We start from the raw sequence: 18,471 nt of genomic DNA on the forward strand, positions 1-18,471 counted from the left end.
AAATTTTCAACTATATTTTTAAAGAAAATATCTGAAATTTTTGAGTACTGTCGAAAAGGTTAGACAACATCGGTTGTGAGAATATTGAAATGTATATGCATTATTTAAAGTTGATTATTTTCTTTCATGAGGACATATACTGTCCCCATAAAAGAAATATTCTTTATTTTTTATGTCGCAAAAAATTTCTTTACAAGGTATTTACATTCTGTTCCGTAATATTTTTCCGGAAATTTCCTTAGTGACAATGACGGATATTTTCCTGTTTGTTCTTTGATAGATCCACTTGTTCCGGCTAATTTAAAAAATACTTTGTTAATAATATTTTACTATTAATTTCCTTCCCCATTTTATAAATAATTAATAATATCCTATTGTCGGACAACCTAAATTCTCTTCAAATTCTTTTTGATTGTATTCATAATATTCATCTGACAGCTTTGTTATATTTATAAAATTTTCTTCTCATCTTTGTTTCCGATTTTGGAAAAAGTTAAAATTCGTATTATTAATAGTAGGAGCATCTATTTTCCCATTTTTTTTTTTTCAATCTAATTCCAACCATCAACTGTTTAACAGAAAAAATTATATTATTTAGAGCTTTTCTGTGTTAATTTTTACTGTTCTTCCACTTTCTCGGCTTCTATTATATTTTCTATATTTTCAATTTTCTGCTCCTTAATATCTTCAATAGGCTCTTCAGGCATTACAACAGCAGCTATTATATATGCAAATACTCCTGAACCTCCTGCTAAACAAAATACTACCCAGGCTATTCTGATAAAAGTCGGATCTATTCCGAAATATTTTCCTATTCCCCCACACACACCTGTCAATTTTTTATCCGTTCTTGATTTATAAAGTCTTTTTTTCATAAAATTCCCTCCTGAATTTGATTATTTCTATTTAATTTATAACTGTAATTAAATTGGTTCATAATTAAAGTATATTATAATATTACTTGAATGTCAATAAATCCGTGAGTATCATTATTTTTAAATTTTATTTTTTTAATTATATATTATATTTTATTCAAATTCTCAAATTATATAGCTTTATTTTGTTAATTTTTCATTCATTTTTTGATGCTTCCAATTCTTTATATTTCTATTAAATTTATATTTTTGAATCTGATTTTCTTCAAAAAATCAATTATATTTTAATTAAATTCTATACTGTTTTCGACTTATTTTTCAGCCGTCATAACAAGATAAAGGGATTTTTCAAAACTGAATTCGGATTTGTCAAATCCTCCATAAACTTTTACATTTTTAAAACCCGTTTTGTCGAAATATTTCTTCAATTCATTATAGTTTATATTTACAAGTATTTCTTCGTTTTTGACTGTATTGTCAAGAACTGTTTTAAAAATTATATTATTTTCCTTATTCAAATAATAAAAACGTTCAAATTTTACATTTTTATTTTCAATTAAAGGTAAAATTCCTAAAAAATTATTTTCATCTTTCTGTAACAGAAATTTATTGAAATTCACAAGCTGTATTATTATTTTCCCTTTATTTGTAAGACTGTCAAATGCTTTTTTAAGAAAATCACGAATTTCATCTTTATTTTTTAAATGAGGTAATGTATTCCCTATATTTATTATTGTATCAAATTTATGTAACATATCTATTTCAAGCATATTGACACCAATTACGGGAATTCCTTTTTCCACAGCTTTGTTTATAAGTTTTTCATTAATATCAATAGATAAAACCTTATATTTTTTTTCAATCAGATACTCTGATAAATTTCCCGTAGCGGCTCCTACATCCAAGATAAACTCTCCTTTTACTTCTTCATCCATAAATTTTTTCTGTAAAGAGGACAATGGAAAAATAAAATCATATTTCTCAGATATTGTATTATAAAATTTTTTCATCTTTATTTCATTTTCAGTTTCCTTAGGCATAAAAATACTCCTTATAAACGCAGTTTTATAATGCTTTTTCCAGCTTTCCCATAAACATATCACGGATAAACTGATATTCCCCCATTCCTTTCAACAAAACGGTTACTTCATAACCTTCATTTTGAGGCAATGTTTTCCATGAACCTTTTTCATCTGATGCCATATCATTTTTAGCATGATCTCCTGCAACTATCATAAAAGGTTTTAGTAACATTTTTTTATAATTTGTCTCCTTCAACTTTTTAATAACATCTTCAATCGTTACCTGCCCTTCAACAGTAGCTATGAAAATATTGTCTTTTCCCGCTTTAATATATTCTTTCTGTAATTTCTCATAAGTACTGTCTGCCGCACTTTCAGAACCATGCCCCATAAATACAATCGCTTCACTTCCTTCAGTATTGTTAAATTCCTCATTATTGACTGTTCTATCATAATCTTTCTTTTCTGTCAGAAGAGGTTCTGTAACTTTTCCATATTTATCACTTAGTTTTGAATACTCTATTCCGCTTAAAATATGTAAAGACATTGTTATAATTTCTGAATAACCTTTGTTTTTCAAAGTTTCCAATCCTTCTTCCTGATTATATATGAATCCCTTCTTTTTTTTCTATTATTTTTTTATAATTCCTGAAGTATAGGCTTTTTCCACTCTTTCAGTTCCATATTTTTTCCTTGTCTCATTTTCAATGATTTCAAGTGATTTTTCTTTTGCATCTTTGTAAGATGTACCGAAACTTGTCACTAATATTCCTTTATGTCCTTTTCCTTTGAAATATTCTTTTATTTTTTTGAATAGTTTTTTTATTATCAGTCATATTGTATTATTCATTTTCTTACTTCCTCTTACCGTTTTCATTCCGTTATGCGAATATTTTCAATTGCTTTTTTTTATTTATATTATATCTTTTACAAAATCAAATATTCCATATACCCCTAAAGTCACTACACTTGCTGCCAATACTACTCCAAGAAATATCGTAAAAAAGGATTTTTTCCTGTCAAGCTGAAGAAGTGCCGCTATTAATGCTCCTGTCCATGCTCCTGTCCCCGGAAAAGGAATTGCTACAAAAAGCAATAACCCTAAAAATTCTTTATTTGCTACACTCTCACTTCTGCTGAAAGCTCTCTTTTCAAGTTTATAAATTAGATTTGTCATTATATTATGTTTCTTCATAAAGCCAAATACTTTCACTACAAATAATAATATAAAAGGAACCGGTAGCATATTTCCGATAATTGATGTTATTATATTTATATGCCACGGAAGTCCGAGAGAATATCCTACAGGAATACTTCCTCTCAACTCTATTACAGGAAGCATTGATATAAACAGTATTCCTATTACTTTTCCTACATTTGCTCCGAATATTCCAATTATAAATGTTATTATTGACTGTGCTATTTTTTTCATGTTGTTATACATACTCTGTACTTATCTACAGAATCTGTATTTCTCCTTTCTTTTTCGTTCAATTTACGGTATTATAGCACGACGGCAGACTTCTTTCAATGGAATTTATTGTATTGCTTTTTTCATTTAATAAAGTTACAATTATAAAAAATCGAAAAAGAAATTGTTATAACATAAGAGAATGTAACAAAAGTTTTAAATATGAGCATTAAAAAAAGGAAATGATTTTTGGATATTATTGATAAATACAACGAAGTGTTGGAGAATCAATCTAAGATCCATTTTTTCTTTTGGTATAAAATATCCATTCCTATTGTAATGACTTTTAATATAATTGAGCCGCTAGGATTAGCTTCTTTCAGTTTTTTTAATTTTTTAACAGGAATTTGTGGAATGATCGGAGCTATTCCGTTTTTAAAAATAATTTCTCAGAAACGGACTTAACTAAAAAATAAGGTTCTTTAATTCTTAACAACTGTGTTACTTTTATACTTCTTTTTATACTTTTAATTCTTGTCGCTATTTTAAAGGATAGACTTTTTTAGCCATTATAAATAAAAATGAGTAAATAATAGAAATTGTAATAGTCAAAAAACTTTCTTTTTGTGAAATGTGCGAATATTACAGAAAATAAAATGTAAATGATTTAAGTAAAATAATTATTAACAATATAGATTTCTTAGATAATATAAATCTTTTCTTATCTGTTTCGCACATTTCTTTCTCCTTTTATAATTTGACTATTGAACTTTATATGTTTTAATATTTCATTTTCAGCTTTTTTTACACTGTCAAGATCTGTTTTATGAATATCAAGTTTTCCTCCTTTTTTTTCATCTTTAAAAGCTTTCACTGTAATTGCCGGTAAATTTTTCATTTTTGTTCCTATTCCTATTATTCCTGCTTTCGGTAAGGAATTTAAAACTCCGGCTGAATTTCGTCTTGTCTCATTTAACAGTGCTTTACCGTTATTGGGAATTACCGTAAGAATCTTATTGTTATAAAGATATCTTCCCGGATGATTGACAGGTGTGCCGGGTCCGTTGCTATTGCTTCCAAATTCAAATGAGAAGCTGCGTATATTGCTTCTCCTCCTCCTTTTGAATGTCCGCTTACTCTTGTTAATCCTCTGCTATATCCGCCTTTCCCGTTTTTATATTCATTCTGTACTTCTCCGGCAATTCTCAAAGCCTCTTCATAACTTTTCGGAGTTCCATCTTCACTTCCTTTACTACATTTTTCAGTTATTCCTTCAAAACCTGTTAATGCTACATTTGAGCTCAAGCTTAGTAAAGGATTAACAGCTGAGAGAGCTCCAAAACTTGATTTTATTCCTTTCCGTTTAGGTGAATCCAAATTTATGTAATTATTACCCCAGTCACATGCCCAAGCTTTAGGATTCTTTGCTATTTCAAAAAGTCCGGGACTACTTCCTTCAAAAATAATCTCAACTTCTTTTGTTTTTTCATTTCCGAGAATTACAGCTTTTACTCCGGAGCCTGTTTCTTTTATTCCGAGTATTTTAAATTCTTCTTCTTTCGATTCCCTTCCCATTTTAAAAGTACTTCCTACTTTAAATCTGTTCTTTTGCCAATTCATTTTTAAAATTTTCATAAATTCCTTTATCGGACATTTTTACTCTGTTTGATATTGTTCCCTCGCTCAGTTTCATTCCTGATATCATTTCCAGAAAAGTTTTCTGCTTCTGCCTTTTTTCCTGCTGTTCTAATATTTTCTTTGTTTCATTTCTGTCTTTTTCCTTAGTTGCAGTTTCAAGCATTTTAGTTAAATCAGGTGCTCCTTCAAATTCTTTTCTTATTTTTTCTCTTACTGCTTTTTTTTCTCATCCATTATTATATTGGGATTATTTAATAAACTATTTTCTCTTGGCGACTTAGTTTTCTTAATTACAGATTTTTTAGGCGAACCCGTTAATTTCGTCTGTCCACTGCTCATCCCCATTCCTTCAAATGCCTTTTTTATCTTTTCTCTTACGATTTCCTTTTCCTTAGCCGTAGGTTTGAGTCTTCTTGAATTTATAATCTTTTCTTCCATCATTTCTTTTTTCTCTGAATTCATAATTTTTCCTCTTTTCTATATCCAATTTTTTTAACTATATCATTTTTTGAAAATTTTTACTTTTATAATTTATATATATCATAAATTTCTCTTTATTGTCAATTTTTCAAAAAACCTTATAAATAAAGAATTTATAAGGTTAAAATCTATTTTTTTAGAATTTTTTTAAAAAAATAATTGGAATATTAATAAAACTATTTTAATTTAAAAAATAAAATGAATAAACATGATATTAAGAATAAAATTTATAATAAGAAATATTTGTTTCTTTTTAAAAAAATAATAACAAAAAATCAACTAATGATAAGACAGCTTTTTATTCTTATTAAAAGTTGATATTTTTAAGTTTACCATAATTTATACATATCATATCCGAGTTTTTTCAGGGTCCATATGAAAAAAATAATGGAAGGAACGTATAATACGAAGAAAGTCAATAAATTTCGCGTTCCAAATATATTTTCAATAAAAAGAAAATAATATCCTCTAAGATAAATACTTAAAAGATTATAAAAAGAATGGAAAATAATTGTAATCCATATTTTTTCATATTTACGTATTATATTTCCAAAAAATATTCCAAGTATAAACGCATAAATCCTTTGAAAAAAATTATAATGCCATAAAGAAAAAAGTGTTGCCTGTATAAAATTATAATATTTCGTTCTTTTTTTTAAAAATTTAAATATCCACTTTCTGAATATTACTTCTTCTGCAATGGGAGCAACTATAATTGCCAACATTATCTCATGTTTCATAGGAGGTAAAGGAGCATAATATTTTTTCAGGAAAGTCATATTTAAAAGAAAATGTATTAAGGCTATTATAAATGAAAGACTTACTTCATTAAGAGTTATATATATCATATGTTTTCTAAATATTTTTTTATCCATTTTTTCCCTCCGGCTTATCAAATATCCGGTTTCTTTTAAATATTATCATTATTAGGACTATAAACCATATCACAAAAATAAAAGTAAAAGAATAAATTACAGTATTATATCCTGTTAATCTCATCTTTGATATTTTTTCCATAAAACCTGAAGAAATTTTTATATAAAAACTACTTAAATAATAAAAAGAAAATGAATAAAGAATGTGAAAAAATATAGCCACATCAATTTTTCCCGTTTTTTCTTTTAAATATCCGTAAGTAAGCCCCATGAAAAAACTTGGAATAAAAATAATAAGCCAGTCTGAATATAAATTTTCTTCAATTCTGTATATAAGTTTAAATATATCTTTTACAAAATAAAAATGAAAAAATGCTGATAAAGTTGCCTGTATTATATTAGCATACTTTGTCTTTCTTTTCAGAAAATTAAAAATTATCTCTCTAAATATCATTTCTTCCATAATAGGAAACTGAAAATATCTGTATCCTGTAAAATGACGAAATGCGAAATCCTATCTGAACCTAACAAAGACAATGTTTCAAGCAACTTAATTTCATCAGTCATTAAATCTGCCGTTGAAAATACCAAAGCTGTAACTATAGTAAAAATTCCTGTCCATATGTAATTTTTATACTTTTTTATAATATTCATTTTAATTCCCTTTTCCTAGCAGCCTATATCTAAAAATATCATTTAAAATTTTAAAATATTATGTATATTAACTTTTTATTTAATCGTTATTCAATTTTTATATTTTAGTAAATTTTCGCAGATTTTACTCTAATTAGACAAGACAGTATCGTATTAAATTTACCTTAGCATAAATTTTATAAAATGTAAAATATAATTTCACTATGCAATCTAACATTTATTTTGTTTATTTTTATATTTATAAATTTTTCAACAAAAAAATGAAGCCCTTAAGCTCCATTTTATCTATGTTTTTTAGTTCCTATAAAGCCTTTCATTTTCTTAACAGCCAAATATGAATCTATTTGCTGTATCAACTCAACTGCCACTCCCACAAGGATAAGCAAGCTCGTTCCTCCGAGCAGCACAGGTATATGAAGTACATATCCGAACCATATATTCGGAAAAATTCCTAACAATGCAAGGAAAATTGCACTTCCAAAAGTAATTCTCGTAATAACTCTTTCCAAATAGTCAGCTGTTTCTTTTCCCGCTCTGACTGTCGGTATTGTTCCTCCGCTCTGTTTCAAATCTTCTGCCACTTTATCAGGATCAAAAGCGATAGTCAATGTGTAGAAAAATGAAAACACTATAATAAGGAATGCAAATAAAAGTAAATATAAAAATCCTGTCTGTGAAAACTGATTTTGCCACCATGCATTAGCTTTCAATATTTGCACTACAAACGGCGGTGCCGCCATGAGTACCGATGCAAATATTATCGGCATAACTCCTGCCGTATTTATTTTTAAAGGTAAGTAAGTTCTTCTTCCGACAGAACTCTGACCTCCTCCAAAACCTAAACTTCCTTTTCCTGCATACTGGATAGGAATTCTTCTTTCAGCAAGCTGTATAATTACCATTAATGCTATTATTGCCACAAACAACAGTACAGACAATCCTATAAGTACATATCCCATTCCACCTTTTAAGCTTGTTACCATTTGCTGAGTTACCTGTGGAAGATTTGCAACTATTCCTAAAAAAATCAACATTGATGAACCGTTTCCTATTCCTCTTATGGAAATTCTTTCTGAAATCCACATAAGAAATGCAGTTCCTCCTGTCATTAAAGTTACCGTACTTATAATAAATCTCATCCCCGGCTCAAGAACCATTCCGGGCTGGTTCATAAGTGTTATGGATATACCGAATGACTGTATGATCGCCAATACTATTGTAACATATCTTGTCCATTGAGTAATCTTGTCTCTTTCTTTTCCTCCTTCTTTCTGCATTTCATCTATTTTAGGGAATATTACTCCTAAAAGTTGAAATACGATGGAGGCATTAATGTAAGGAATTATCCCTAAAGAGAAAATGGAAGCTCTCTGAACAGCCCCTCCTGAAAACAGATTTAAAAATCCTGCTATGGCATTATTCTGAAAGTTTTTGAACAATCCCATATTAAGTCCGGGAACGGCAATATGAATACCTACTCTGGCTACTGCAAACATTACTAATGTAAAAGCCACTCTTTTTTTCAATTCAGGTATTTTGAATATAGACTGTATTCTATTTACTATTGCTTCAGTTAAAGTCAATTCTACCACTCCTCATATAATGAAGAAAAAGCAAGATTAAATCTTACTTATTCTCATCTTCTTTTTTATTATTTCCGGCTTTTGAAGAGTATGATTTTACTTCAAGTATTTCTACACTTCCTCCTGCCTTTTCTATAAGTTCTTTTGCCGCAGTGGAAATTTTATGTGCTTTTACAGTTAATTTCTTGTTAACTTCAGCATTTCCTATTATTTTCAGAATACTTGAAAAATCTTTTTCTTTAACATAGGATTCAACATTTTCATTCAAATATTCTTTTACAGCTTTTTTCCCTTTTATTGCTCTTAATGCAGTATCTGAATATTTAGTAATGAATTTAGGATTTTTGATTACTCCGTTTTCTACTAATGTTTCAAGAGTTACTGTATCTCCGTCATTGAATTTTTCTGTAATACTAAGCAATGACACTATTACTGTATCTTTTTTAAATGCCGAATTTGAGAACCCTCTTTTAGGCACTCTTCTTATTATAGGCATCTGTCCACCTTCAAATACAGGTGATACATATGTTCCGGATCTCTGTTTCTGTCCGTTATGTCCTTTTCCCGCTGTTTTTCCCCAGCCGGTTCCATGACCTCTACCTATTCTTCTTCTTTCTCTTTTTGATCCTTCGGCAGGTTTTAATTCGTTAAGATTCATTTATTCTAAACCTCCTCTACTTTAAGTAAATAAGAAACTAATTTTATTTTTCCTTCTATATCTGCTGTTTTGTTATGAATTACACTCTGGCTTATTTTTCTTAAACCAAGTGATTTAACAGTATCAATATGATTAGGTTTTCTTCCATTAATTCCTTTAATAAGTGTTACTTTTACTTTAGACATTAATTTTACCTCCTAACCTATTATCCTAAAATTTCTTCAACTGATTTTCCTCTAAGTCTTGCAACTTCTTCAATTGATCTTAATTGTCTTAATCCATCCAAAGTCGCTCTTGCAACATTATCTTTATTTTTTGATCCTCTTATTTTTGTAAGTACGTCAGTTACTCCTGCTAATTCCAGAAGTTCTCTCGTTGCGGATCCTGCGATAACTCCCGTACCTTTTGAAGCCGGTTTTAATAATACACTTGTTGCATTGTATTTTCCAAGCTGTTCATGAGGTAAAGTTCCACCTTTTAATGCTACATTTATCATATTTTTCTTTGCATTAGCTATTGCTTTTTTTATAGCATCAGGTACACCGTTAGCTTTTCCGAGACCGATACCTACTTTTCCTTTTTCATCTCCAACCGCTGCCAACACTGAAAAGGATATTCTTCTTCCTCCTTTAACAGTTTTGGAAACTCTGCTTATTCTTAAAAGACTTTCTTTATATTCATTCGCTTTTACTTCTCTATCTCTGGCCAAAATAAATCCTCCTTCTCTTTAGAATTTTAATCCTGCTTCTCTTGCAGCGTCTGCAAGTGCTTTTACTCTTCCTGTGTAAACATATCCGCTTCTATCAAATACTACAGTATTTATTCCTTTTTCCAACGCTTTTTTCGCTATTGCTTCACCGACTTTTTTTGCCGCTTCAATATTTCCACCATTTTCAGCTTTAGCTCCTTTTTCTATTGTTGAAGCGGAAACTAACGTTGCTCCTGTATTGTCGTCAATTATCTGAACAAATATGTTTTTCAAGCTTCTATACACAGAAAGTCTAGGTCTTTCAGCAGTTCCAACGATTTTATTTCTTATGCTTCTATGCTTTTTTTCTCTTAATTTATTTCTGTCGAGTTTCTTAATCACTAAAATCTACCTCCTATCCTTTCTTACCTTCTTTTCTTCTGATTACTTCATCAGCATACTTAACTCCTTTTCCTTTATAAGGTTCAGGAGGTCTTTTTGCTCTGATGTTTGCGGCAATTTGTCCAACTAATTGTTTATCGATTCCTTCTACAGTTATTTTATTATTTCCTTCAACTTTAAAAGTAACTCCGTCAACCGCTTCAATTTCAACAGGATGAGAATATCCCAATGCCAAAGTAAGTCCTTTACCGTTAGCTTGTACTCTGTATCCTACTCCGATCAATTCCAATTTAATCGCAAATCCTTCGCTTACTCCCGTTACCATATTATTCAAGTTTGCTCTTGTTGTTCCGTGAAGAGCTCTAATATGGGGTAAATCATTAGGTCTTTCAAATGTTATTTCTCCATCTTTTATGTTTACTTTTATTTCACTGCAAAGTTCTCTTTCCAGTTCGCCTTTAGGTCCTTTTACAGTAAATTTATTTCCATCTTGTTTAATTTCTACACCTGCAGGTATAGATATAGGTTTTCTACCTATTCTTGACATGACTCTCCTCCTATATTATAAAATGCGTAAATTACCACACGTAGCAGAGAACTTCTCCACCAACATTATGCTTTCTGCATTCCTTGTCCGTAATAACACCTTTTGGTGTAGAGACAATGGCAATTCCTAATCCACCCAATACTTTAGGTAAATTTTCAACAGATGTGTATACTCTTCTTCCCGGTTTTGAAATTCTTTTCAAACCTTTAATTACAGCATCTCCATCCATATATTTTAAAGTTACTAATATATCTTTTTTAGTTCCTTCTTCTTTTACTTCGTAACTAACTATATATCCTTCATTTTTTAGTATATCTGCCATGCTTTCTTTTATTTTGGAAAACGGTATTTTAACTTCAGAATGTTTTGCAATATTTCCGTTTCTTATTCTCGTAAGCATATCAGCAATAGGATCTGTTAAATGCATTTATTTGTCCTCCTCTCAAAATTACCAGCTTGATTTTTTTACTCCCGGGATTGCTCCCTCTCCTGCCAACTGTCTGAACATTACTCTTGAAATACCGAATTCTCTCATAAATCCTCTCGGTCTTCCGTTTAATTGGCATCTGTTTCTTACTCTTGTAGGTGATGCGTTTCTCGGTAATGTTGCCAGTTCAGCTATAGCTTCTCTATCGCCTTTTCTAGCTCTTTCTTTTAATTCAGCTCTTTTTGCCGCATATTTATCAACTGTTTTTTCTCTTTTTAAGTTTCTTTCAACCATTGCTTTCTTAGCCATTTATTAAATTACACCTCCTTCAAAATAGAACTATTTCGCAAAGGGCATTCCGAATGCTTTCAATAATGCTCTTCCTTCTTCATCGTTTTTCGCAGTTGTTACTATTGTAATCCCCATTCCAAATATTTTATCAACTTTATCAATTTCGATTTCCGGAAAAACGATTTGTTCTTTAATTCCTAATGTATAATTACCTCTACCGTCAAATCCTTTAGGAGAAACTCCTTCAAAATCTCTTACTCTCGGCAATGTAATGCTTATAAGTCTATCAAGGAATTCATACATTTTTTCTTTTCTCAATGTCACTTTTGCTCCTATTTTCTGACCTTCTCTTAATTTAAATCCTGCTTCGGATTTTTTTGCAGCTCTTGCAACAGGCTGTTGTCCTGTTATCTGCGCTAATTCTTTAATTGCAGTTTCTATTAATTTAGGATTGGTTGTAGCTTCTCCAATTCCCATATTCACTATTATTTTTTCAACTTTTGGAACTTGCATTATATTTTTTATATCTAAATCTTTCATTAATGCAGGAACTATTTCCTGTTTATATTCTTTCTGTAATCTTGGAATATATTTTTCAGCCAATTAAAGTCTCCTCCTCTCTATATCCTATATTTCATTACCGGAAACTACCGATATTCTTACTTTTTTATTATCTCTGATTTCATATCTGACTCTTGTTCTTTTCTTTGCTTTTTCATCCCAAAGCATTACTTTTGATGAAAAAATCGGCATTTCTTTTTCTACAACTTCCCCTTGTGGGTTCATTGCATTAGGCTTAATATGTCTTTTTTGAATATTCACACCTTCTACAACGATTTTACCCGTTCTTGGATATACTTTTAAAACTTTTCCGATTTTTCCTTTATCTCCTGTTTGATCCTGACCTGCTTTATCATTTCTCGGCAAATCTTTTGATCTTCCGCTTATTACAATAACCGTATCTCCGGTTTTAACATGTAATTTATTGGGTATTGATTTTGTTTTTGGTTTAGCCATTTTTCGTAAACCCTCCTTCCTATAATACTTCCGGTGCTAGAGATACTATTTTCATAAAGTTTTTTGCCCTTAATTCTCTTGCCACAGGTCCAAAAATTCTCGTACCTCTTATTTCCAAGTTTGAGTTTAATATAACTGCTGCATTGTCATCAAATTTTATATATGATCCGTCCGGTCTTTTAAGTTCTTTTCTAGTTCTTACTATTACGGCTTTAACGACATCTCCTTTTTTCACATTTCCGTTAGGAATAGCTTCTTTTACAGAGGCTACAACGATATCACCGATTTTTCCGAATCTTCTTCTTGATCCGCCTAATACTCTGATAACCATTATTTTTTTTGCACCTGTATTATCAGCAACATTAAGCATCGTTTGCTGTTGAACCATTTAAAATTTCCTCCTCTCAAATTTACTATACTATTTTGCTTTTTCTAAAATAGTCACGACTCTCCATCTTTTATCTTTACTTAGCGGTCTTGTTTCCATAATCTGGACTTTATCACCGATACCGCATTCGTTATTTTCATCGTGTGCCTTATATTTTTTAGAAGTTTTAACCCTTTTTTTGTAAAGTTTGTGTAATTTCATTGTTTCTTCAAGAACAACTACAGTTTTATCCATTTTATCCGAAACAACTATTCCTTCTCTGACTTTTCTTTCGTTTCTTTTATTTTCCACTGACGAACCCTCCTATTTCACAGTCTTTTTCTCAGTTATTATTGTTTTCATTCTTGCAATATCTCTTTTAACCTGCTTTATTTTAGTAGTGTTGTGTAATTGTCCAAGAGTTTTTTGAAATTTTAAATTAAACAATTCCTGTTTTAGTTCCTTTACTTGTGTATCTAATTCATCCAATGATAATTCTCTTATTTCATTTGCTGTCATTACTTATCACCACCCGCTTCTTCTTTTCTTACGAATTTTACTTTTATAGGTAGTTTATGTCCGGCTTTTCTTAATGCTTCTTTAGCTTTTTCTTCTGATACTCCGCCAACTTCAAACATTATTTTTCCTTTTTTCACTACTGCTACCCAACCTTCAGCATTACCTTTACCTTTACCCATTCTTGTTCCTTCAGGTCTTTTTGTATAAGGCTTATCAGGAAATATTCTAATCCAGATTTTCCCTTCTCTTTTAAATGTTCTATTTATAGTTACCCTGCACGCTTCTATCTGTCTTGATGTTATCCATCCGAATTCTTTAGCAGCAAGTCCAAATTCTCCAAAATCAACTTTATTTCCTTTAGTAGCTATACCGCCTATTTTTCCTCTGAACTGTTTTCTGTATTTTGTTCTTTTAGGTATTAACATTAGTCATTTCCTCCTTCCTTTTTAGTTGGAAGCACCTCACCATTGAATATCCATACTTTCAGCCCTAATGCACCGTATGTAGTGTGTGCTGTTGCTGTTGCATAATCCACATCCGCTCTTAAAGTATGTAACGGTACTCTTCCTGAAAGTGTCCATTCACTTCTGGCTATCTCGGCACCATTAAGTCTTCCGGATACCATTACTTTTATTCCCTTTACTCCTGATTTTTCAGCTCTCTGAATAGCCTGTTGAACCGCTCTTTTATAAGCAACCCTCTTTTCAATTGCTGTTGCAATGCTTTCAGCTATAAGTTGGGCATTTTTATTAGGATTTTTGATTTCCTGTACTTTAACCTGTACTTTTTTCCCTGTCAGTTTTTCCAGATTTACTTTTAAAGCTTCTATTTCCTGACCTTTTCTTCCAATCAAAATTCCCGCTTTACCTGTTTCTATTATTATAGTTATATCAGTAGGAGAAGTTCTTTCTATTTGAATAGTAGAAATTCCTGCATGATAGTAATTTTTTTTAATATATTCTTTTACTTTTATATCTTCATGAAAATTATTTAAGTAATCTTTCCCCTCGGCAAACCATTTAGAATCCCATGATTTAATTATTCCTATTCTGATTCCCCTAGGATCTACTTTTTGTCCCACAGACTTACCTCCTTATATTGATTAGTTTCTTTCGTCAACTTCCACAGTAATGTGTGCAGTTGGCTTTCTTATAACATCTGCTCTTCCCATTGCTCTCGGATTTATTCTCTTTAATACAGGTCCTTTGTCAATTAATATTTTGGAAATAAATAATTTATCAGGATCCATTTTGAAATTATGTTCAGCATTTGCAATTGCCGATTTTAATGTTTTTTCTATATATTTTGCCGCCTTTTTATTTGTAAATCTCAATACGTTCAGTGCCTGTAAAGCATTTTGTCCTCTGACCACATCAGCTACAAGTCTTGCTTTTTGAGGGCTTAATCTTTGATAACGTAATTTAGCTACTACTGCCATTTAAAGGCCTCCTTTCATTTACTTTATGTTCCGCTTTTTAATTTTCCATAATTATTTATTTTCTTTTTGCATCTTTTTTCGCATCTTTTCCATGTCCGTAGAAAGTTCTTGTCGGTGCAAATTCACCTAATTTATGTCCGACCATTTCTTCTGTTACATATACAGGAATGTGTTTTTTCCCATTATATACAGCAAAAGTATGTCCGATAAATTGAGGGAATATAGTAGATCTTCTGGACCATGTTTTTATAACCTGTTTCTTTTCTCCCATTGCCTCTATTTTCTTTAATAAGTAAGCATCAACAAAAGGTCCTTTTTTTAATGAACGAGCCATTCTTTCCTCCTTATTTCATTATTTTGTATCATTATATTAATCGAATATTGTATGTTTACCGGTACACATCATTTAATATTCCTATTAAAGATGTGTCAGGCAACATTTTTATGTTTCACTGCCGTTATACTATTTCTTTCTTTTTCTGACAATGAATTTATCACTAAGTTTTTTACCTCTTGTTTTCTTACCGAGAGTCGGTTTCCCCCAAGGTGTAACAGGTGATTTTCTTCCGATTGGAGATCTTCCTTCCCCTCCTCCATGAGGGTGATCCACAGGGTTCATTACAGATCCTCTTACATGAGGTTTTCTTCCTAAATGTCTGTTTCTCCCGGCTTTTCCGAGCGATACCAGTGAATGTTCCGAATTTCCTACTGCTCCTATTGTAGCCATACATTCTTTGTGTATCAGTCTCAGCTCTCCTGAAGGTAATTCAACGTGACAGTAAGTCCCCTCTTTGGCAACAAGTCTTGCAGATGTTCCTGCCGATCTTGCCAACTGTCCTCCTTTACCCGGTAATAACTCAACGTTATGTATTACAGTACCTATCGGTAAATCTTTCAATTTCAGTGCATTTCCCGGTTTAATTTCAGCACCTTCTCCGGCTAAAACTGTATCTCCTTTTTTCAATCCGTTCGGTGCCAGAATGTATCTTTTTTCTCCGTCAACATAATGTAATAAAGCAATATTAGCTGTTCTGTTCGGATCATATTCAAGAGTGGCAACTTTTGCAGGAACTCCTATTTTATTTCTTTTCCAATCGATTACTCTGTAAAGTCTTTTATGTCCTTTATGTCTGTTTCTTCCTGTTCTGTGACCATAATTATCGATTCCATATGATGATCCTAAAGGTTCCGTCAGTGATTTTTCAGGTCTGACTTTATCTAACTCATGATTAACTAATATCGACATATGCCTTGTCCCACTAGTTATCGGCTTTAATTTCTTAATTGGCATAACTTTTTTACCTCCGCTTCTTTCTATTTAACTTTTTAAACAGTTTTTATAACAATACAGTACTTTTTATTTTATCAAATTTCAAACACATTTTTAATAATTTTAGTCTACTTCTTGATTTCTGTTAATTATACATTTTCTTCATAAGCTGCTATTTTTTCTCCGTCTTGTAACTTGACTATCGCTTTTTTTATAGCAGATGTTTTATACATGGACATTCTGAATCTTTCCATTTTCGGTTTAATGTTCAGAGTATTCACTCCTGCAACTTTTACATTGAACAGTTTTTCCACAGCTTCTCTTATTTGAAGTTTATTAGCTCTTCTGTCCACTATGAATACATATTCGTTTTTTTCCATTAAAATTCTTGCTTTTTCAGTATTTACAACAGGTTTTTTTATAATATCAGTAATATGCATTATGCCAGCACCTCCTCAATAGTTGCAAGAGCTTCTTTAGTCACAACTACTTTATCCTGCTTTATTAACCAGAAAATACTGAGGCTTCTTGAATCCAGTGAAGTAACTTTTTCAATATTTCTTACTGAATAGTCAAGATTAACATCTCTATTAAATGTATCTTCATTGTAATCAGCAACAAACAGCTGTTTTTCTCCTGCAAAGTTTAACACTTTTGCAAAATTCACAAAAGTTTTTGTTTTCGGCACATCTAATGTGAAATCATCCAACACTATTAAATCTCCATTATTTATTTTTACGGCTAATGCCGATCTTAAAGCTAATCTTCTAACTTTTTTATTTACTTTTTTAGTATAATCTCTCGGTTTAGGCCCGTGAACAACTCCACCGCCTACCATATGCGGAGCTCTTGTAGAACCTTGTCTTGCTCTACCTGTTCCTTTTTGTCTGAAAGGTTTTCTTCCTCCACCTCTTACTTCAGCTCTTGTTTTTGTAGAAGCATTTCCTTCTCTTGCTCCTGCCAACTCTGCAACTAATACTTCATGCATAACGGCTTTATTCGGTTCAATTCCGAATATTTCATCTTTTAATTCAACAGTTCCCGCTTTTGAACCGTCTAATTTATATGTATTTAAAACTGGCATTTTGTCCTCCTCTCTTTCCCTTATATTAGTACTTTTTAACTGATTTTTTAATAATTACATAACCGTTTTTAGGTCCCGGAACAGCACCTTTTACAAGTAGCAGGTTATTTTCCGTATCAAATTTAACTACTTTCAGATTCTGTACAGTTACTTGTTCGTTTCCAAGTCTTCCTGCCATTTTCTTACCTTTAGGCACATTACTGTTTGAGGCAGCTCCTCCTGCATTGGAACCTCCAAGTCTGTGATTTCTTGAAACCCCGTGAGAAGCTCTGTTTCCTCCGAAGTTATGTCTCTTCATAACTCCTGCTGTGCCTTTACCTTTTGAAGTTCCTACAACATCAACAAATTCGATTCCTTCCAAAACATCAACTTTAAATTCCTGTCCCAACTCAAATGCTTCCAATTCTGTAACTTTAAATTCTTTAAGGAATTTTTTAGGAGTAATTCCTGCTTTCTTAAATAATCCCATTTCAGCTTTTATAGTATTTTTTTCTTTCTTCTCGTCATATGCTAATGTTACAGCATTATACCCGTCTTTTTCTTCAGATTTTTTCTGAACTACAAAGTTCGGTCCGGCTTCGATTACTGTAACCGGTATTAATTTTTCATTTTCGAAAATCTGTGTCATTCCGATTTTTTTTCCTAATATCATTTTTTAGCCTCCTTAATATATTGGTTGATCCTTATCCAAATGAAAATTTATTATCTCTATCCACATTTTCTATTCCTTATTTTCAGAGTCTTACTTAGATGTAATAATACAAAGGAAAGAATGGATAATATCAACATGTACTAAGCTTATAATTGCTTAATTTCTATTCCTACACCTGACGGCAAGTTCAATGAACTTAACGCTGCTATAATCTGCTGACTTGAATTTTTAATTTCAACAAATCTTCTGTGTATTCTCATTTCAAATTGTTCTCTTGAATCTTTATTTACATGAACCGATCTTAAAACTGTATATTTTTTAGTTTTTGTAGGTAAAGGAAGAGGTCCGGCTAATTCCGAACCGTTTTTCTTTACTACTTCAGCTATTTTTTTTGCAGACTGGTCTAATAATTTATGATCGTAAGATTGAAGATATATTCTTAATTTATCCAAAGTTCTTCCTCCTAATTTTTGACTTTATTACTTAACGATAGTAGCAACAACTCCTGAAGCTACTGTTCTTCCACCTTCTCTTATGGCAAATCTCAGTCCTTCTTCCATCGCAATAGGATGT

The 18,471-nt window shown here is 31.1% G+C and carries 33 protein-coding genes and 1 pseudogene; all 34 read right to left on the reverse strand.

Features of this window, described 5'->3' with window-relative positions:
- Window positions 1–617 precede the first annotated feature (617 nt).
- Window positions 618–875 carry a PspC domain-containing protein gene (locus tag EII29_RS10580; protein ID WP_125237498.1) on the reverse strand — a complete coding sequence of 86 codons (258 nt, stop codon included), beginning with the start codon at window positions 873–875 and terminating at the stop codon, window positions 618–620.
- 311 nt (window positions 876–1,186) lie between these two features.
- Window positions 1,187–1,915 carry a bifunctional 2-polyprenyl-6-hydroxyphenol methylase/3-demethylubiquinol 3-O-methyltransferase UbiG gene (locus EII29_RS10585; RefSeq protein WP_199726075.1) on the reverse strand — a complete coding sequence of 243 codons (729 nt, stop codon included), beginning with the start codon at window positions 1,913–1,915 and terminating at the stop codon, window positions 1,187–1,189.
- A gap of 25 nt (window positions 1,916–1,940) precedes the next feature.
- A pseudogene (locus tag EII29_RS10590) lies at window positions 1,941–2,660 on the reverse strand (sirohydrochlorin cobaltochelatase).
- A gap of 150 nt (window positions 2,661–2,810) precedes the next feature.
- Window positions 2,811–3,329, reverse strand: coding sequence for a small multi-drug export protein (locus tag EII29_RS10595; RefSeq protein ID WP_125237499.1), 519 nt, complete (start codon window positions 3,327–3,329; stop codon window positions 2,811–2,813).
- A gap of 700 nt (window positions 3,330–4,029) precedes the next feature.
- Window positions 4,030–4,206 (reverse strand): hypothetical protein, encoded by a 177-nt coding sequence (locus EII29_RS12185; protein WP_158612521.1) that lies wholly within the window; start codon window positions 4,204–4,206, stop codon window positions 4,030–4,032.
- A gap of 101 nt (window positions 4,207–4,307) precedes the next feature.
- Window positions 4,308–4,928, reverse strand: coding sequence for a hypothetical protein (locus tag EII29_RS10600; RefSeq protein ID WP_158612522.1), 621 nt, complete (start codon window positions 4,926–4,928; stop codon window positions 4,308–4,310).
- Complete coding sequence (locus EII29_RS10605) at window positions 4,903–5,109, reverse strand: hypothetical protein (protein WP_125237501.1); 207 nt, start codon at window positions 5,107–5,109, stop codon at window positions 4,903–4,905. The genes EII29_RS10600 and EII29_RS10605 overlap by 26 nt, the downstream gene beginning before the upstream one ends.
- Before the next feature lie 47 nt (window positions 5,110–5,156).
- Window positions 5,157–5,408, reverse strand: a complete 252-nt coding sequence (locus tag EII29_RS10610; protein ID WP_125237502.1) for a hypothetical protein — start codon at window positions 5,406–5,408, stop codon at window positions 5,157–5,159.
- Between the two features lie 347 nt (window positions 5,409–5,755).
- Window positions 5,756–6,301 carry a CPBP family intramembrane glutamic endopeptidase gene (locus EII29_RS10615; RefSeq protein ID WP_125237503.1) on the reverse strand — a complete coding sequence of 182 codons (546 nt, stop codon included), beginning with the start codon at window positions 6,299–6,301 and terminating at the stop codon, window positions 5,756–5,758.
- Window positions 6,294–6,764 (reverse strand): CPBP family intramembrane glutamic endopeptidase, encoded by a 471-nt coding sequence (locus tag EII29_RS10620; RefSeq protein ID WP_125237504.1) that lies wholly within the window; start codon window positions 6,762–6,764, stop codon window positions 6,294–6,296. The genes EII29_RS10615 and EII29_RS10620 overlap by 8 nt, the downstream gene beginning before the upstream one ends.
- Window positions 6,752–6,955: a hypothetical protein gene (locus EII29_RS10625; RefSeq protein ID WP_125237505.1), complete on the reverse strand. Its 204-nt coding sequence runs from the start codon at window positions 6,953–6,955 to the stop codon at window positions 6,752–6,754. The genes EII29_RS10620 and EII29_RS10625 overlap by 13 nt, the downstream gene beginning before the upstream one ends.
- A gap of 281 nt (window positions 6,956–7,236) precedes the next feature.
- Entirely contained in the window at window positions 7,237–8,538 is a 1,302-nt protein-coding gene (gene secY, locus EII29_RS10630; protein WP_125237506.1) for a preprotein translocase subunit SecY, read from the reverse strand.
- A 43-nt stretch (window positions 8,539–8,581) separates the two neighbouring features.
- On the reverse strand, window positions 8,582–9,196 hold the full coding sequence (rplO, locus tag EII29_RS10635; RefSeq protein ID WP_125237507.1) for a 50S ribosomal protein L15: 615 nt from the start codon (window positions 9,194–9,196) through the stop codon (window positions 8,582–8,584).
- A gap of 5 nt (window positions 9,197–9,201) precedes the next feature.
- Complete coding sequence (gene rpmD / locus EII29_RS10640) at window positions 9,202–9,381, reverse strand: 50S ribosomal protein L30 (RefSeq protein WP_125237508.1); 180 nt, start codon at window positions 9,379–9,381, stop codon at window positions 9,202–9,204.
- A 20-nt stretch (window positions 9,382–9,401) separates the two neighbouring features.
- Window positions 9,402–9,905 (reverse strand): 30S ribosomal protein S5, encoded by a 504-nt coding sequence (gene rpsE / locus EII29_RS10645; protein ID WP_125237509.1) that lies wholly within the window; start codon window positions 9,903–9,905, stop codon window positions 9,402–9,404.
- An 18-nt stretch (window positions 9,906–9,923) separates the two neighbouring features.
- Window positions 9,924–10,286: a 50S ribosomal protein L18 gene (gene rplR, locus EII29_RS10650; protein ID WP_125237510.1), complete on the reverse strand. Its 363-nt coding sequence runs from the start codon at window positions 10,284–10,286 to the stop codon at window positions 9,924–9,926.
- A 13-nt stretch (window positions 10,287–10,299) separates the two neighbouring features.
- Window positions 10,300–10,833, reverse strand: a complete 534-nt coding sequence (rplF, locus tag EII29_RS10655) for a 50S ribosomal protein L6 (protein WP_125237511.1) — start codon at window positions 10,831–10,833, stop codon at window positions 10,300–10,302.
- Window positions 10,834–10,864: 31 nt separating this feature from the next.
- Entirely contained in the window at window positions 10,865–11,260 is a 396-nt protein-coding gene (rpsH, locus tag EII29_RS10660) for a 30S ribosomal protein S8 (protein WP_125237512.1), read from the reverse strand.
- A 21-nt stretch (window positions 11,261–11,281) separates the two neighbouring features.
- Window positions 11,282–11,569: a 30S ribosomal protein S14 gene (gene rpsN, locus EII29_RS10665; protein WP_125237513.1), complete on the reverse strand. Its 288-nt coding sequence runs from the start codon at window positions 11,567–11,569 to the stop codon at window positions 11,282–11,284.
- 30 nt (window positions 11,570–11,599) lie between these two features.
- Window positions 11,600–12,139 carry a 50S ribosomal protein L5 gene (gene rplE, locus EII29_RS10670; protein WP_199726076.1) on the reverse strand — a complete coding sequence of 180 codons (540 nt, stop codon included), beginning with the start codon at window positions 12,137–12,139 and terminating at the stop codon, window positions 11,600–11,602.
- Window positions 12,140–12,178: 39 nt separating this feature from the next.
- Window positions 12,179–12,568, reverse strand: a complete 390-nt coding sequence (gene rplX / locus EII29_RS10675; protein ID WP_125237515.1) for a 50S ribosomal protein L24 — start codon at window positions 12,566–12,568, stop codon at window positions 12,179–12,181.
- Window positions 12,569–12,587: 19 nt separating this feature from the next.
- On the reverse strand, window positions 12,588–12,956 hold the full coding sequence (gene rplN / locus EII29_RS10680) for a 50S ribosomal protein L14 (protein ID WP_006807196.1): 369 nt from the start codon (window positions 12,954–12,956) through the stop codon (window positions 12,588–12,590).
- Window positions 12,957–12,986: 30 nt separating this feature from the next.
- Window positions 12,987–13,247 carry a 30S ribosomal protein S17 gene (gene rpsQ, locus EII29_RS10685; RefSeq protein WP_026738298.1) on the reverse strand — a complete coding sequence of 87 codons (261 nt, stop codon included), beginning with the start codon at window positions 13,245–13,247 and terminating at the stop codon, window positions 12,987–12,989.
- Window positions 13,248–13,259: 12 nt separating this feature from the next.
- On the reverse strand, window positions 13,260–13,454 hold the full coding sequence (rpmC, locus tag EII29_RS10690; protein WP_006807220.1) for a 50S ribosomal protein L29: 195 nt from the start codon (window positions 13,452–13,454) through the stop codon (window positions 13,260–13,262).
- A complete protein-coding gene (gene rplP / locus EII29_RS10695) occupies window positions 13,454–13,879 on the reverse strand; it encodes a 50S ribosomal protein L16 (protein WP_125237516.1) in 426 nt (141 codons plus the stop codon). The genes rpmC and rplP overlap by 1 nt, the downstream gene beginning before the upstream one ends.
- Window positions 13,879–14,535, reverse strand: a complete 657-nt coding sequence (gene rpsC, locus EII29_RS10700; protein ID WP_125237517.1) for a 30S ribosomal protein S3 — start codon at window positions 14,533–14,535, stop codon at window positions 13,879–13,881. Before rpsC ends, rplP begins: the two co-directional genes overlap by 1 nt.
- 21 nt (window positions 14,536–14,556) lie before the next feature.
- Window positions 14,557–14,892, reverse strand: coding sequence for a 50S ribosomal protein L22 (rplV, locus tag EII29_RS10705; protein ID WP_125237518.1), 336 nt, complete (start codon window positions 14,890–14,892; stop codon window positions 14,557–14,559).
- Between the two features lie 55 nt (window positions 14,893–14,947).
- Window positions 14,948–15,226: a 30S ribosomal protein S19 gene (rpsS, locus tag EII29_RS10710; protein WP_125237519.1), complete on the reverse strand. Its 279-nt coding sequence runs from the start codon at window positions 15,224–15,226 to the stop codon at window positions 14,948–14,950.
- A 129-nt stretch (window positions 15,227–15,355) separates the two neighbouring features.
- Complete coding sequence (rplB, locus tag EII29_RS10715; RefSeq protein ID WP_125237520.1) at window positions 15,356–16,183, reverse strand: 50S ribosomal protein L2; 828 nt, start codon at window positions 16,181–16,183, stop codon at window positions 15,356–15,358.
- A gap of 128 nt (window positions 16,184–16,311) precedes the next feature.
- Complete coding sequence (rplW, locus tag EII29_RS10720; protein WP_125237521.1) at window positions 16,312–16,602, reverse strand: 50S ribosomal protein L23; 291 nt, start codon at window positions 16,600–16,602, stop codon at window positions 16,312–16,314.
- A complete protein-coding gene (gene rplD, locus EII29_RS10725; protein ID WP_125237522.1) occupies window positions 16,602–17,246 on the reverse strand; it encodes a 50S ribosomal protein L4 in 645 nt (214 codons plus the stop codon). Before rplD ends, rplW begins: the two co-directional genes overlap by 1 nt.
- Before the next feature lie 25 nt (window positions 17,247–17,271).
- Window positions 17,272–17,898, reverse strand: coding sequence for a 50S ribosomal protein L3 (gene rplC, locus EII29_RS10730; RefSeq protein WP_125237523.1), 627 nt, complete (start codon window positions 17,896–17,898; stop codon window positions 17,272–17,274).
- Window positions 17,899–18,044: 146 nt separating this feature from the next.
- Window positions 18,045–18,350 (reverse strand): 30S ribosomal protein S10, encoded by a 306-nt coding sequence (rpsJ, locus tag EII29_RS10735; RefSeq protein ID WP_026738301.1) that lies wholly within the window; start codon window positions 18,348–18,350, stop codon window positions 18,045–18,047.
- A 27-nt stretch (window positions 18,351–18,377) separates the two neighbouring features.
- On the reverse strand, window positions 18,378–18,471 hold a 94-nt coding region (locus EII29_RS10740; protein ID WP_199726032.1), incomplete at its 5' end, for a hypothetical protein.

The organism is Leptotrichia sp. OH3620_COT-345 (assembly GCF_003932895.1).
GTDB lineage: Bacteria > Fusobacteriota > Fusobacteriia > Fusobacteriales > Leptotrichiaceae > Pseudoleptotrichia.

Bases quoted from the DNA above. Each gene is read 5' to 3' on its own strand.
- rpsS (WP_125237519.1), bottom strand. From the start codon at position 15,226: ATGGCTCGTTCATTAAAAAAAGGACCTTTTGTTGATGCTTACTTATTA.
- rplN (WP_006807196.1), bottom strand. From the start codon at position 12,956: ATGGTTCAACAGCAAACGATGCTTAATGTTGCTGATAATACAGGTGCA.
- rpmD (WP_125237508.1), bottom strand. From the start codon at position 9,381: ATGTCTAAAGTAAAAGTAACACTTATTAAAGGAATTAATGGAAGAAAA.
- rplV (WP_125237518.1), bottom strand. From the start codon at position 14,892: ATGGCAGTAGTAGCTAAATTACGTTATCAAAGATTAAGCCCTCAAAAA.
- EII29_RS10610 (WP_125237502.1), bottom strand. From the start codon at position 5,408: ATGAATTCAGAGAAAAAAGAAATGATGGAAGAAAAGATTATAAATTCA.
- rpsH (WP_125237512.1), bottom strand. From the start codon at position 11,260: ATGCATTTAACAGATCCTATTGCTGATATGCTTACGAGAATAAGAAAC.
- rplO (WP_125237507.1), bottom strand. From the start codon at position 9,196: ATGAATCTTAACGAATTAAAACCTGCCGAAGGATCAAAAAGAGAAAGA.
- EII29_RS10620 (WP_125237504.1), bottom strand. From the start codon at position 6,764: ATGGAAGAAATGATATTTAGAGAGATAATTTTTAATTTTCTGAAAAGA.
- rplD (WP_125237522.1), bottom strand. From the start codon at position 17,246: ATGCCAGTTTTAAATACATATAAATTAGACGGTTCAAAAGCGGGAACT.
- EII29_RS10595 (WP_125237499.1), bottom strand. From the start codon at position 3,329: ATGAAAAAAATAGCACAGTCAATAATAACATTTATAATTGGAATATTC.
- EII29_RS10625 (WP_125237505.1), bottom strand. From the start codon at position 6,955: ATGAATATTATAAAAAAGTATAAAAATTACATATGGACAGGAATTTTT.
- rplP (WP_125237516.1), bottom strand. From the start codon at position 13,879: ATGTTAATACCTAAAAGAACAAAATACAGAAAACAGTTCAGAGGAAAA.
- rplB (WP_125237520.1), bottom strand. From the start codon at position 16,183: ATGCCAATTAAGAAATTAAAGCCGATAACTAGTGGGACAAGGCATATG.
- rpmC (WP_006807220.1), bottom strand. From the start codon at position 13,454: ATGACAGCAAATGAAATAAGAGAATTATCATTGGATGAATTAGATACA.
- rpsN (WP_125237513.1), bottom strand. From the start codon at position 11,569: ATGGCTAAGAAAGCAATGGTTGAAAGAAACTTAAAAAGAGAAAAAACA.
- EII29_RS10600 (WP_158612522.1), bottom strand. From the start codon at position 4,928: ATGAATTGGCAAAAGAACAGATTTAAAGTAGGAAGTACTTTTAAAATG.
- rplF (WP_125237511.1), bottom strand. From the start codon at position 10,833: ATGTCAAGAATAGGTAGAAAACCTATATCTATACCTGCAGGTGTAGAA.
- EII29_RS10615 (WP_125237503.1), bottom strand. From the start codon at position 6,301: ATGGATAAAAAAATATTTAGAAAACATATGATATATATAACTCTTAAT.
- EII29_RS10585 (WP_199726075.1), bottom strand. From the start codon at position 1,915: ATGCCTAAGGAAACTGAAAATGAAATAAAGATGAAAAAATTTTATAAT.
- EII29_RS12185 (WP_158612521.1), bottom strand. From the start codon at position 4,206: ATGAAAAATTTACCGGCAATTACAGTGAAAGCTTTTAAAGATGAAAAA.
- rplW (WP_125237521.1), bottom strand. From the start codon at position 16,602: ATGCATATTACTGATATTATAAAAAAACCTGTTGTAAATACTGAAAAA.
- EII29_RS10605 (WP_125237501.1), bottom strand. From the start codon at position 5,109: ATGCTTGAAACTGCAACTAAGGAAAAAGACAGAAATGAAACAAAGAAA.
- rplC (WP_125237523.1), bottom strand. From the start codon at position 17,898: ATGATATTAGGAAAAAAAATCGGAATGACACAGATTTTCGAAAATGAA.
- EII29_RS10580 (WP_125237498.1), bottom strand. From the start codon at position 875: ATGAAAAAAAGACTTTATAAATCAAGAACGGATAAAAAATTGACAGGT.
- rplX (WP_125237515.1), bottom strand. From the start codon at position 12,568: ATGGCTAAACCAAAAACAAAATCAATACCCAATAAATTACATGTTAAA.